Origin of the sequence: Acidocella aminolytica 101 = DSM 11237 (assembly GCF_900129125.1) — a bacterium.
Taxonomy (GTDB): Bacteria; Pseudomonadota; Alphaproteobacteria; order Acetobacterales; family Acetobacteraceae; genus Acidocella; species Acidocella aminolytica.
In genome coordinates this window covers 29,630-41,712 of sequence record NZ_FQVJ01000032.1, presented here as the reverse complement: position 1 = coordinate 41,712, position 12,083 = coordinate 29,630, and the positions used below count along the sequence as shown (strand labels likewise).

General features: G+C 58.2%; 16 protein-coding genes, 1 tRNA gene and 2 pseudogenes. 13 read left to right on the top strand and 6 right to left on the bottom strand.

Translation table 11 applies throughout. The features are described from left to right. Positions 1-644 (top strand): transposase (locus BUB54_RS20935; RefSeq protein WP_244890796.1); only part of this gene is annotated, 644 nt, incomplete at its 5' end. 147 nt (positions 645-791) lie between these two features. Here BUB54_RS20935 and BUB54_RS15145 read toward each other — a convergent pair. From BUB54_RS15145 to BUB54_RS15135, 3 genes and pseudogenes are all read right to left on the bottom strand, one after another. Next, positions 792-1,274, bottom strand: a pseudogene (locus BUB54_RS15145) (transposase); the annotation flags it as partial. 59 nt (positions 1,275-1,333) lie between these two features. Beyond that, positions 1,334-1,816, bottom strand: a complete 483-nt coding sequence (locus BUB54_RS15140; RefSeq protein WP_244890795.1) for a transposase — start codon at positions 1,814-1,816, stop codon at positions 1,334-1,336. Between the two features lie 77 nt (positions 1,817-1,893). Beyond that, positions 1,894-2,835: pseudogene (locus tag BUB54_RS15135) on the bottom strand (transposase); the annotation flags it as partial. A 431-nt stretch (positions 2,836-3,266) separates the two neighbouring features. Between BUB54_RS15135 and BUB54_RS15130 the strand changes: the two are divergent. The 12 genes from BUB54_RS15130 to BUB54_RS15080 all read left to right on the top strand — a co-directional run bounded on the left by BUB54_RS15130 (position 3,267) and on the right by BUB54_RS15080 (position 9,930). After that, a complete protein-coding gene (locus BUB54_RS15130; protein WP_048877510.1) occupies positions 3,267-4,502 on the top strand; it encodes a tyrosine-type recombinase/integrase in 1,236 nt (411 codons plus the stop codon). Between the two features lie 50 nt (positions 4,503-4,552). After that, positions 4,553-5,296, top strand: a complete 744-nt coding sequence (locus tag BUB54_RS15125; protein WP_048877509.1) for a hypothetical protein — start codon at positions 4,553-4,555, stop codon at positions 5,294-5,296. A gap of 69 nt (positions 5,297-5,365) precedes the next feature. Next, on the top strand, positions 5,366-5,551 hold the full coding sequence (locus tag BUB54_RS15120) for a MerR family transcriptional regulator (RefSeq protein ID WP_048877508.1): 186 nt from the start codon (positions 5,366-5,368) through the stop codon (positions 5,549-5,551). 118 nt (positions 5,552-5,669) lie between these two features. Then, the gene (locus BUB54_RS20400) at positions 5,670-5,855 is read left to right on the top strand and encodes a hypothetical protein (protein WP_139284943.1); all 186 of its coding nucleotides are present in this window, start codon (positions 5,670-5,672) and stop codon (positions 5,853-5,855) included. Further along, entirely contained in the window at positions 5,852-6,616 is a 765-nt protein-coding gene (locus BUB54_RS15115) for a bifunctional DNA primase/polymerase (RefSeq protein WP_048877507.1), read from the top strand. Before BUB54_RS20400 ends, BUB54_RS15115 begins: the two co-directional genes overlap by 4 nt. After that, positions 6,613-8,124 (top strand): YfjI family protein, encoded by a 1,512-nt coding sequence (locus BUB54_RS15110; RefSeq protein WP_048877506.1) that lies wholly within the window; start codon positions 6,613-6,615, stop codon positions 8,122-8,124. The genes BUB54_RS15115 and BUB54_RS15110 overlap by 4 nt, the downstream gene beginning before the upstream one ends. Next, positions 8,121-8,354, top strand: a complete 234-nt coding sequence (locus BUB54_RS15105) for a hypothetical protein (protein ID WP_048877505.1) — start codon at positions 8,121-8,123, stop codon at positions 8,352-8,354. The genes BUB54_RS15110 and BUB54_RS15105 overlap by 4 nt, the downstream gene beginning before the upstream one ends. A gap of 11 nt (positions 8,355-8,365) precedes the next feature. Next, positions 8,366-8,773, top strand: a complete 408-nt coding sequence (locus BUB54_RS15100) for a hypothetical protein (protein ID WP_048877504.1) — start codon at positions 8,366-8,368, stop codon at positions 8,771-8,773. Continuing rightward, complete coding sequence (locus BUB54_RS15095) at positions 8,770-9,027, top strand: hypothetical protein (protein ID WP_139284942.1); 258 nt, start codon at positions 8,770-8,772, stop codon at positions 9,025-9,027. Before BUB54_RS15100 ends, BUB54_RS15095 begins: the two co-directional genes overlap by 4 nt. 41 nt (positions 9,028-9,068) lie before the next feature. After that, a complete protein-coding gene (locus tag BUB54_RS15090; protein WP_048877502.1) occupies positions 9,069-9,356 on the top strand; it encodes a hypothetical protein in 288 nt (95 codons plus the stop codon). Then, a complete protein-coding gene (locus BUB54_RS15085) occupies positions 9,356-9,745 on the top strand; it encodes a hypothetical protein (RefSeq protein ID WP_048877501.1) in 390 nt (129 codons plus the stop codon). Before BUB54_RS15090 ends, BUB54_RS15085 begins: the two co-directional genes overlap by 1 nt. Next, complete coding sequence (locus BUB54_RS15080; RefSeq protein ID WP_048877500.1) at positions 9,742-9,930, top strand: hypothetical protein; 189 nt, start codon at positions 9,742-9,744, stop codon at positions 9,928-9,930. Before BUB54_RS15085 ends, BUB54_RS15080 begins: the two co-directional genes overlap by 4 nt. 184 nt (positions 9,931-10,114) lie before the next feature. On the opposite strand, the gene BUB54_RS15075 is transcribed toward BUB54_RS15080, so the two are convergent. From BUB54_RS15075 to BUB54_RS15065, 3 genes are all read right to left on the bottom strand, one after another. After that, positions 10,115-10,666, bottom strand: coding sequence for a restriction endonuclease (locus BUB54_RS15075; RefSeq protein WP_217652515.1), 552 nt, complete (start codon positions 10,664-10,666; stop codon positions 10,115-10,117). 362 nt (positions 10,667-11,028) lie between these two features. After that, positions 11,029-11,118: transfer RNA gene (locus BUB54_RS15070), tRNA-Ser, on the bottom strand. Positions 11,119-11,168: 50 nt separating this feature from the next. Next, complete coding sequence (locus BUB54_RS15065; RefSeq protein WP_048877499.1) at positions 11,169-12,017, bottom strand: ATP-binding protein; 849 nt, start codon at positions 12,015-12,017, stop codon at positions 11,169-11,171. Between the last annotated feature and the right edge of the window lie 66 nt (positions 12,018-12,083).

Below are 12,083 nucleotides of genomic sequence, written 5' to 3'. Positions count from 1 at the left end.
GCGGGTTTTCCTCCAATGAAGCGACGCCGGAGCTTACCGCCTTCGTCAGATATCGTAGGCTGATGGTCACGCACAAGCGTGATCGGCCGCTGTTTGACAGTGTGACCATTAGGCTCAAATCAAAGGCAGTGACCGTCAAGACCGGTACGCTGGTCGATGCTATGATCATTGCCTCCGCCGCCGAAGACGATGCACGCTGGGTCAAACACAAGGGAAAACCGAGCGTTCATGGCTTCAAGGCGTATGTTGGGGCAGATGCCGATGCTGCATTGGTCGAGGAAGTGTCGGTCACATCTGCTAATATCAATGATGGCAGAGCAGGCCCCGAAGCGCTGCCCGACAATCCCGGCGAGGTATTTGCCGACAGCGCCTATCGCGGTAATCACTTCCGTGATGCTGTGCGTGCAAAGGGCGGCATATCGCGGATCGTCGTTACCGGCATGTGGGGGCGCGATGAAAAGGAAACGCTGCGTAAGCTTAAAGAATGGAACCAACCGATCCATCGGGTGCGAGGCCGGATCGAGAAGGTATTCGGAACATGGAAGCGCTGCTATGGCCGCGCCGCATGCGATGGCGAGGTCTCGCCAAAGCCGCCGTCCAAGTCCACCTCACCGCCATCGCCTACAACCTCAAGCGTGCCATGAACATTCTCGCGGCCCAAGTATGAAAGCAGCCACCGCTCCGACCAGGGCGGTGGCGACATAGGCCAATCGCCACCGCAAAATAAAAAAACAATACGTTTCAGTGCCCTACAACAACCCGCGCACAGGTCTCGCTAGAGCGGAATCCGTTCAGATTGGGTCATATCCTGCTGCTTTGAAGAAGTTTTGAGCTTCTTCTGGTGTGAACCTTGGCAATGCATCGGCGATGGCCTGCCACAGGGCGGGGATTGTTCTTGCGGCTTGTTTGCGCAGGATTGCCTTGAGCTTTGAGAAGGCGTTTTCGATGGGGTTGAGGTCTGGCGAGTAGGGCGAAGCTGGCCAAGGTTTCGCCGGTGCGAAGCGCTGGTGGAAAGCCAGCGGAGGGGGCAGGTAGAGTAAGGTGGCGCCTGCGGCTTCGATGGCGGCGCGGACGTCTGGCGGGCGATGGGCGGGGAGATTGTCCATCACGACGATGTCACCGCGGCGCAGGCTGGGGACGAGGACCTGCTCAATGTAGGCTTGGAACATTTCACGATCCATGGGGCCGTCAAGCAGCATTGGCGCGGTCATACCGTCCAGCCGCAGCACGCCGGTGAAGATCGTGGTTTTCCAGTGTCCGTGCGGCACGGGGGCAATGGGGAGTGTCTGAAAGACTGTGTATCCGATGTGGCCCATGTGGTTATCAGACAATTTCAGGCGTTGAAGCGCCCTTCAAACATTATGGCCAGTTGATTGCGTGCCGCAACCCATTCTCTCACCGTACGCCCGCCTTTTTCGAAATTTCGGATGGCCAGAAAAATCAGCTTTGTCGCGGCGTCCTCGGTTGGGAATGCCCCCTTGGTTTTGAGCGTTTTGCGCAACACCCGGTTCAGGGATTCCACGGCATTTGTCGTATAGATGATTTTTCTGATCGCCGCGCTGAAGGCAAAAAACGGGATCACTTCCGCCCATGCCCGGCGCCAGGCCGGGGCGATGGACGGGTATTTCGTGCCCCAGATTGTCTCGAAGGCATCGAGCTGGCGGGCAGCCTCCTCGACGGTGGGGGCTTCGTAGATCGGGCGCAAATCCGCAGCCACAGCCTTTCGATCTTTCCAGCTGCAGAAATTCATCGAATGGCGGATCAGATGCACCACGGGGTCGTTGAAGAAGTCCGCTTTTCGATATTGGCAGGACATCGGCCGATGGATCGGCGACGAGACGGTTCTCAGGCGAGTTGCGGCAGGTTGGCATCGATTACGGGGACAGGCGCGATCAAACGGTAAAGAATCAAGGTGAAGAATGCGACGGCAAGCCGCTTCAGATTGATTGCCGCGGCGGTGAGGAAGACCTGGATGCGCATATTGTCGAGTCCGCGCCGGACGGCTCTGGCCAAACCGTGCCACGTCTTGGCTTCGCCATGAACGCCCTCGACCCGCCACCGGTGACGCTGATACAGCCGGTTCTCCCGTTTGCCCCAGGCGCGCCGCTTGCGACGCGCCCTGAGCAACGAGGGATGGTTGACGTTGAATACGACAACGCGGGCATGCCGTGAAGGGCTGACGCAGCGAGCGCGTAGCGGACAGTTTCGACAATCCTTGACGTCGGCGTAGAAATGCTGAAATGCGCTGCGCTGGAGCTTGCCCTTCGGGCGCAGGATTTTCCCTCTCGGACAACGTGCAATATTATGGTGGGAGTCAAATTTGAACCGCCGCGTCGGAATAACCTTGCCCGGCATCTGCTCAGCCTTGGCGGGTAAAATGCCCTCGATGCTGCGATCCTCCAGCGCACGGAAAACTTTGGCGTAGGCATAGCCGGCATCCATCGTCGCGATGGTGATCGGCCGTCCCGTTGCGGCCGTGACCGCGTCGAGACGTTCGGCAACCACCATCCCCTCATTCTCCTGGCCCGTCGTCACTTCGACATCAACCACCACGCCGGCGACATCATCGACGGCGGTATGCTGCTTGTAGGCAGGTTCGAGCCGCCGATTGCGGCCGCTGGTTGCCATTGTGGCATCCGGATCCGTTATGCAGATCTTCTTGGATTTTCCACTTTGCTGGCTCTCGTGAAGGATCTCGTCATCGGCTTGCGCGACAGCCTCGACATGGCGGACCGCAAGTGCATCCCAACTGACATGCGCGCGGATCAACGACGCATCGATATGGACGACTTCGCCGGTCGCAATCCTGGCGGCGACACATGCCGGGCTTATTCGTGTTCCGCACTTCGGCGAGTGAACGCTTTTCTAATGTTCGGAGCATATCCCACAAATCTTGATCCGCGACTAATCCCACAAATACAAGCGACATATTGCCGCATTTCGGTGCAGGCTCAAGCAAAACGGACGCAAAAATCCAAGGAAAACCTTAGTTTTTTACTTGTCTGTGATGAGAGTTGCAGGGGTCGCTGGCGGAAGAGGTGTCCGCCTAACGTGTATCCATAGCCGTTTATTGCCGTTCAAAGACTTCATATTTTCCCTTGTTTTTACTGGCTTTGTTTCCGCCTTAATTTGCTTGCGTACGCGGCAATGTGATTTTATGGTGTAGCCATCATGCTTCATCACCCCGTGCCGGACCCCTTAAAAATGGATTTTCAGACCTACCCCCCACCTAATCCACCTAATCCACCTAATCGGGAGCGCGGGTGATGGGCAAAGGACCGTCGAAGCGGCTTTCCGCGCTGGGCATAAACGCCCTGACAAAGCCCGGCACATATGGCGATGGCGACAATCTTTACCTTCGCGTGCGCCCCGATGGCTCGAAATCCTGGCTTTTCCGGTACAAGCTGGCAAACAAAGCAAATTGGATGAGCCTTGGTCCGCTGCGTGATGTACCGCTGGCCGAGGCGCGGGAAGCAGCGCGGAAGCTTCGGAATCAAATCCGAGACGGGATTAACCCCCTTGAGCAACGCCGAGAGCGTCAAACCTTGGCCACGAACGCGGATGGGCGGACATTCGACGCGGTTGCCGGGCTTTATATTGAGGCGCATCGCGCGGGGTGGAAGAACGAGAAGCACGCCGCACAATGGGCCAGCACCTTAAAAACATACGCCAGCCCGGTTATCGGCAATATGAGCGTAGGCAGTGTTGGCTTGGATGAGGTGCTGCGTATCCTGCGCCCGATATGGCAAGAGAAGCCGGAGACCGCTTCCCGGCTGCGTGGCAGAATAGAGGCAGTGCTCGATTACGCCGGGGTGCATGGCTGGCGCAAAGGTGACAACCCCGCGCGTTGGACTGGGTATCTCGATCAAGTGCTACCCGCAAAGACGAAAGTCAGCGCCGTGGTGCATCATGCAGCACTGCCTTGGGCCGATATACCTGCTGTATGGGAGCAGCTGACCGCCGCGAGCAGCACCAGCGCCTTGTGCCTGCGGTTTCTCATTTTGACCGCTGCGAGGTCTGGCGAGGCGCGCGGGGCTCGGTGGAATGAGATTGATCTTGCCGCCAAAGTTTGGACCGTTCCCGCCGCCAGGATGAAGGCGAAGCAGGAACACCGCGTTCCGTTGAGCGATAACGCGATAGCGATCCTTGAGGTCATGCAACCGCTACAGAGCAAGCCGGACGGCCTGATTTTCCCCGGTGGCGCCCCCGGCAAGCCCATGAGTGACGTGGCCCTAAGCAAAGCCCTAGCAGCCGTGGCGGAGGGCTTCACGGTTCATGGTTGCCGTAGCTCTTTCCGCGATTGGTGCGCGGAGACCACAAACTACCCTCGCGAAATTGCCGAAACCGCGTTGGCTCATACGAATAAAAACAAAGTCGAGGCAGCATATTTGCGCGGCGATCACTTTGAAAAGCGGCGCCAACTCATGGCTGCCTGGGCGCGGCATTGTACCAGCCCAGCGGCCACGGGCGGCAACGTAAGGCACTTACATGCCAGCGCATAAAAAGGCGCGGGAGGCTGGACCCTCACCGCGCCAAAATCTTAACCCCGCAAATGGAATTAAAGATCATGTCGGACGATATCACGAGCCATTCTGATTTTCCACCCTGGTTACCTTTGGCGGTGGCCAATTGGATTGACGAAAACAGAACGCACCCTGAGCATGTCCGAGGCCGGGATTTGATCGACCGGCTGGCATCTGACGAAAAACTGCGGACGCTCTGGAACGAATTGCAGAAAAAAAAGCGCACAGGGTTTGTCTATGCACCAAACAAAAAGGCGTTGGAGACCATTTGCGGCACATGCCCCGATGACGAGAGCGAGCGGCAGGGCATCGCGCTTATATGGCTTTTTAAACAGCTTCTGCACTTTTCAATTGCTCCCCAAACTGCGGCCACGATGGCAAGTTATCAAAGCGAAGTTGAGCAGTTGAAAAACCGCGCCCGCATGCTGCGAGAAGAGGCCGACGATACCGAAAAGTTGCCGCCGATGGCTGGCGGCATTGACTGGCGCGGCGCCGCTTCCGGGATGAGGGCCAAGGCCGACGTGCTTGAGCAAAAGATACGGCTGATCGGAGAACGGCGGTTGATCTTAGAAAATGACCGCCACAACAAAGATGGACTGCAAACTGGCGCGGATGTTTCCGCGATGTTTAACGCACTTTTTGGAAAACCCCTTTACGAACAATCGGCGGCCATAGCCAACGCATTGACCGGCCAGCGGGTGACGTTCGAGCAAATCCGACACGTCACTAAAACCCATCATTGTAGTGTGACTTTTGCCCCACAGCGGCGGTGAAAGTCACACAGATAGGCGACGCGTACACGCAAATCCATAATGCTCCGTACAAACTGGATGGAGCCACCTATGATCGAAAAGTTACTGCATCGGCCTGCCGAGGTTCAAAACGCCTTGGGTATCAAACATTCAAAATTTTGGGAACTGGTGAAGTCCGGCTCGTTTGAAACGAGGAAAATCGGACGGGCAACTCTGGTTACCAACGAAAGTTTAAAAGCTTTTGTCGCCAGCCTCCCGAAATCTGATGCCGCCTAAAAAACCAAACCCCGCGCTTGCGGCACGGGGCTGGGAAAGGAATCAGATGCAGGCTCTACACCCGCATCATAATTTCCACCCGGCTGACATGCAAGCGCGATCTTCATGGATCGCCTGAATGAATAGCAAAATTACCCCAAAAAAAATTCGCCGGGCCGTAGCGCATCTTCTTAGCCGCGCGGAGTGGTTACGCCGTCGCCGCGAGCCTGACCCAGCTTGCCGCGCAGCGCTGCTGGCCGCTGCGGCGGAGTGTGAACGACTGGCTGCCGATTTGTCAGAGCTTGCTCCGGGGGGCGCGAAATGACGCCCCTGGAACATGCGCTCGCGTGCGCCGCGCGCGGCTGGGCTGTGTACCCGGTCGGTACCGACAAAATCCCCCGCACCCCGCGCGGGCATAAATCCGCGACCACGGACCCAGACCAAATCAGAGGCATGGCTGTTCAGTTTGGTTTTGTGTTGGTGGGCATCGCTACAGGCGACGCAAGCAACGTTGCCGTGCTGGACATTGACAGGCAGCATAACGGCCTTGAATGGTGGGCGGCAAACCGCAACCGCCTGCCCGCAACGCGGACGCACCGCACCCGCTCCGGTGGGCTTCACCTGTTTTTCAAGCACCAGCCGGGGCTCCGGTGCTCCACCGCCAAGATAGCCCCCGGCATCGACGTCCGGGCCGAGGGTGGCTCAATAATCTATTGGCCTGCAATCGGTCTGCCGGTGCTCTGTGACGCCCCGCCGGAAGACTGGCCGGACTGGCTTACACCAACGCCGAAACCGGCCCCTCCACCCGCCTGGAAGCCGATTCATGCCGTGAACGCAGACGTGCAGCGCCGCTATGCGGAGGCTGCCCTGCATAATGCCGTGAGGCGCGTTGCCGGTACTGCCGCAGGAAGCAGGAACGCCAACTTGAACGCGGAAACCTACGGCTTGGCACGTTTCATTCAAAACGGCGCTCTGTCACCGGCAGAAATTGCAAAAGCAATGGCCCACGCGGGAATTGCAGCCGGTCTGGATGCCCGCGAAGTGCAGGCAACAATCGCGAGCGCGATGGGAGGCGCAGCGCAATGAGTGATGGAAAAATCTTGAGGTTTGACCCGGCAGCCGTCGCCGCCTCTGCGGTTGCAGCCGCCACAGCGCCGCCTGATGCAAAACGGCCTTTGTTCCGAGAGAGCGCGCCCCCTGCCGAATTTCCCATCGAAGCCCTGGGCGCGCTCCGGGACGTGGCGGACGCTATCCAAACCAGAACGCGCGCACCGATTGAAATTGCCGCTCAAAGTGTTCTCGCGGCTGCCGCTTTCGCAATCGCGCCGCATCACGACGCAAACCTTCTTAACGGCCCCGCCCCGCTGACGCTTCTGTGTTTGACCATCGCGGAATCGGGGGAACGCAAAAGCAGCGTAGACAATCTCGCTCTTGGGCCAATTTACGCGAAGGAAGCCGCGCTACGCGAAGCTTACGAAGCTGAATCCAATTATTACGCTGCCGATCATGCGGCGTGGAAAAGCACCGTAGAACAGGCCAAAAAGTCTGCAAAAAACGGCCGGGCTGCTGCACGAAGCGCTATTGAAGCAGTTGGCCCTGAACCGAAACCGCCCGCGCCGCCAATGTTGCTGATGGCCGATGCCACGTCGGAGGGCATCGTCATGCAACTTGCGGAATCCCGCCCCTGGTCCGGCGTGTTTAGTGCCGAAGGCGGCATGATGCTGGGGGGCCACGCCATGAGCGACGACGCGAAAATCAGAACCGCTGCCTTGTTGAACACATTATGGGATGGTGCGCCAATCAGGAGGCGGCGCGTTCTGACGGGGACGGCATTTCTTCCTGGGCGGCGTTGTAGCATGCACCTAATGGCCCAGCCAGCGGTAGCAGAAACCCTAACCTGCGACCCAGCGTTTGCCGATATTGGCCTGTTAGCGCGAGTGTTGCTTGTAGCCCCCAAAAGTACCGCTGGAACTCGGTTTTACCGGGAAGCGCCGAAAGAGGCGGCAGTCGTGTTGGCAAAATATAAAGACAAGCTCTCGCACTTCCTCGACAAAAAGCCGAGGATACTTGACGGTTCTGGCGGCTTGGACCCTCAACCTATCGTGTTAAGCCATGACGCCCGCGCCATGTTGATCGCGTTTCACGACGACGTAGAACGTGGACTCGCACCGGAAGGCGTGTATTCCACAATCCGTGGATTTGGCTCAAAAATGGCAGAACATGCCGGACGCATCGCGGCAATTTTGGAACTGTACGGCACCCCCGAGGCAGAGGAAATCAGCGCCGCTTCAATGGCGAATGGTATTGCGATGGCGGAATACTATGCCTGTGAAATGAAAAGACTTTCAGAGGGTGCGAGTATTGCCCCCGATCTGAAACTTGCGCGGCGGCTTGTGGACTGGTGGCAAGCCAGCGGGAAACCAAAGCGCCACCTTGCGGAGATCTACCAGCGTGGCCTGAATGCGATTGCCGATGCCAGCACGGCGCGGCGCATCATCACCATTTTGGAAGAGTCAGGCTGGGTGACACGCTTGCCGCCCGGCACGGTGCTGGATGGCAAACCGCGCAGGGATGCTTGGGAATTGTTGCCGTGAGCGGCGCGCGAAGGTTTGACCCCTGGGCAGCCATTGGCAAAAAGCCACCCGTCGGCGAGGCCCGCGAGCGCCGCCTAGATGCCGAAACGGAGCAGGCTGAGCGCGCCGCCATCCAAAACGAGCCGCAACTTCCACCACCGGGCAGCGAGGAACGGCGCGTCATAGACCTAGCGCACGAACGTATGGTGCGCGGGCTTCTTAAAACTTCACTAAAAAACAGCAAACTTTGAAAGGACTAACCATGAATAAGCGTTTTAATTCCAACAATTCGGCTTTTGACGAGCGGTTCAAAGAGGAAGAATCGCGGGCCGCCACGTCCGCTGAGCGCGGTTTCAGTGATTTGAACAAACAGCTACGCAGCATGATCGACCTACAAGCCGATGAAATTGCGAGGTTGCGCGGAATTATCGAGCGCGCCGAGAATTTGCCCGAGCGGCGCGCTGTCGCTCTTAGCTCATCCAGCTACCAGGACGAGCGGTTCGGCCGAACTGACGTAACAGCCTTGGCAAGTGATGGCTCAGCTTGGCTCCTGGCCCATGCGACCCGGCCTGGTTACTCAGGCGGCTGGAAGCGCCTGCCTGACCTGCCCCAAGTTGCGGATGAAATGAACGGCTCCCAGTCCCGCGCTGCTGACGATGGAGACGAATGATGAGCCTCAAAAACTACAAGCAGGCGCAAGAGTTTTTGGCAGGCACGCAGCGTGCGGCGCAGGACGCCGAACAGATAGTTCGAGCCGAGGCGGAGAAGCTGGCTAACTGCGGACAGATTTACCCGATCAAAACGATTGAGAATGGCCATCAGGTGACCAGATACATTGGCGATTCGGCTGCTACCTTCCAGCAATTCACGCTACCGGGCCGAAAATTCACCATCGACAACCCCCGGCGCGGAGGCGGAAAGTGATAGCCCCGTCGATCATCCGTCGCTTGCAAGCCTGGCGCGTAATGCGCTGGGCGACCAGGGCCGACGCGACGTTTCGCAGCGATGAAGCCGTCCGCATCATTCGGGCAAGCGAATTGTTTGCACGGCAGGCAGCCGACAAGCAGGCAAAGCAGGCCGCAAAGGCCGAGGTTATCGCGTATGTTGGCAATCTGGCGATGGCGGCCAGCCTAGGCAGCAACCCGGCGCGCGACCGGCTTCAACAACTCTGTTTCAATGAAATCGGAGAGTTTGCGGCCAAAGCGGCGCGCGAGGCCCTGGCCGAATTGCCCGGAAAACGGGGACACGGATAATGGATGGCTCCACTTTTCCGGCTCAAGCCCAAACCCCCGCCAGCGCAAAAACCGGCGAGCGAGAATGGGCGGTTTATATCGAACTTCTCCCGCCGGTTTTACGCTCGCCAACTGGTGGTGGGCCACTAGTTGAACGCGCGCGGTGCGAGGTAGGCGGCATCACCTATGAGGCAGAGAGCAAGTCCGGGGCAATTTGTGAGATTTGTCGCGGCCTGATGGCGGCTGGCGTGCCTGATGGCCCCTGGCGGGCTTATCGAGATGGTAAGCTCGCGCTGATAGGTAGATCCGTGCATCGGATGGCGGGCATGGCGGTTTCCGAGGGCGGTAAGAGCGGCCCCAAATGGGTTAAATGGCGCCCGTTCCCTGATCGTTTTGGGGGCGACGAATGACAGCGAAGCAACGCGCCACCAGCTTGCGCCAACAGATGATCGAAGCCAGGCGAAAACACTATGACGCAATCACCGCACTTGATGTGTTGATGAGGGCGCTTGCTGACGGGATGCGACAGGCGCGCACTCGGGAGGAAAAAGAGGCGCTGCTCTTGGCTGTGGGTGAGGCGATGGCAAAGGTCTAGCTTCCCCGCCGCGCAATTCGCCCGCACGCACGCGAGGGCGCGCACGCGTAGGCGCGCGTATTGTTCGGAAAGGTCATCCACGGCTGCCTTGCCCCCGCCTTATGGCGGGGTTTTTTGTGTCTGCTGCACCATGATGGCCGCCCCTATGCCAGAGGAGCCGAAGGAAGACTGCGCGTTGCAATACTCACAAAGCAGTATCTCCAAGTCGGCGACCGAGGTCTTGTAAGTCCGTAAAATGCAATAATAACACCCCCGTCTTTCCCGCTAATGCTTGTGCGGCGGCTGTATATGATTGGTTGCTAATCACCGCAGCCGTATCAGCGTTGGCATACGCCTTAGCAGCAAAAGCTTCCTGGACCGCCTTGTTGCCTATCGGCTTCGAGTACAGCTTACATTGCAGAACTATGGTGTGGCCTGCCTTCCGCGCAATAACGTCGACTCCTTGATCCCCTGACCCCTTGGTCGTCTTAGCGCTCCATCCTTTCAAAGAGAGGTAGTCGGCGCAGCAGCGCTCGAACTCAACAGGCGTCATGCCGGGGTGCCACCTGAAATCAAGCAGCATTTGATGGTAACGCTTCCTGTTTTTCAGATACCTTAAAAGCTTCACCGCAATGGCAATTAAGGCCCCAAGGACAGTTACGGAAACCACCACCTCCACACCGAACCAGTCTTGAGCAGATAAGTGCTGAATCCAGCTTATTACCCACCCAACAGCCCCCATCGCCAGCAACAACATAAGTCCATTGGCGTCGGATTTCTTTGAGTGTCGCCTTCTGATCATTCGGGGCATGCTTGTCTCCAATTAGAGTGGGGGAGGGCAAGATTAGGTGAATTAGCCGGATTAGGTGGGGGGTGTCCTCAAATTTCCGTTTTTCATTCCAGGCCAGGAAGCCCCTGCGCCTATGCGCGCGCGTGAAAAACAAGAAAAAAAGGTCAGTATTACTTACTTATAACTATAGTTATTATATAGGCTTTATATACGCCTCTGTATGCTGCCATCCGTCCTAAGCCGAATGTTTGGTGTAGCCTAATAGGTGTAGCCAGAGTTTTTTGTGGTTTGGATTGTTGCTCTATTTTACTAGGAACATTCAAAACCGCTGGCGGAAGAGGTGGGATTCGAACCCACGGTACGCTTACACGCACGGCGGTTTTCAAGACCGCTGCCTTAAACCACTCGGCCACCCTTCCATACGCAGCCCCGGAATCGCCGGGGCTGGCCCTTCTTTCCTCTTTCCGGCTCACGCGGTCAAGCGCACCCCCAGACGCCCCGCAATATCCTGAATAAACTGCCAAGCCACCCGGCCAGAGCGGCTGCCGCGCGTCATCGACCATTCAACCGCCGCCGCGCGCAACTCCTCCGTTGTGATCGGCAAGCTGTAGGCCGCCGCGTACCCCTCGATCATGGCGAAGAATTGCTGCTGATCGCTGTTATGAAAGCCAATCCAGAGACCAAACCGGTCGGAGAGTGAAACCGCTTCCTCCACCGCCTCACCAGGGTTGATTGCGGTGGAGCGTTCATTGTCGATCATATCGCGCGGCATCAAATGCCGACGGTTGGAGGTGGCGTAGAACAGCACATTGTCCGGCCGGCCCTCGATGCCACCATCCAGCACGGATTTCAGGGCCTTGTAATCGCCATCGCCCTTCTCGAAGGAAAGGTCGTCGCACAAAATTACTGACCGCCGGGGTGCGTCGCGCAGCAGGTTCAAAAGCTCCGGCAGGGTGCCGATATCCTCGCGGTGGATCTCGATCAGCGCCAACGCGCCGGGGTGCTCGCGGTTGGCCTCGGCATGGGCGGCCTTCACCAGAGAGGATTTGCCCATGCCACGCGCGCCCCACAGCATCGCGTTATTGGCGGGCAGCCCTTTGGCGAAGCGCAGCGTGTTTTCCAGCAGCAGGGCTTTCTGGCTCTCCACCCCCTTCAGTAATGCCAGCGCCACGCGGGAGACCTTGCTGACTGGCGCCAGCCGCCCTTGCTCCGGGAGCCAGACAAAAGCGTCCGCCAGGCTCAAATCCGGCACAGTCGCGGGCGGCGGCGCCAAGCGTTCCAACGCCTCGGCAATCCGGCGCAGAAGGTCATCATTCATTTGGCACTCTCCCTGTTGACTGCATCGGCGCGCACCCTATGGTCCGCGCAACTTCACGGCAACCAG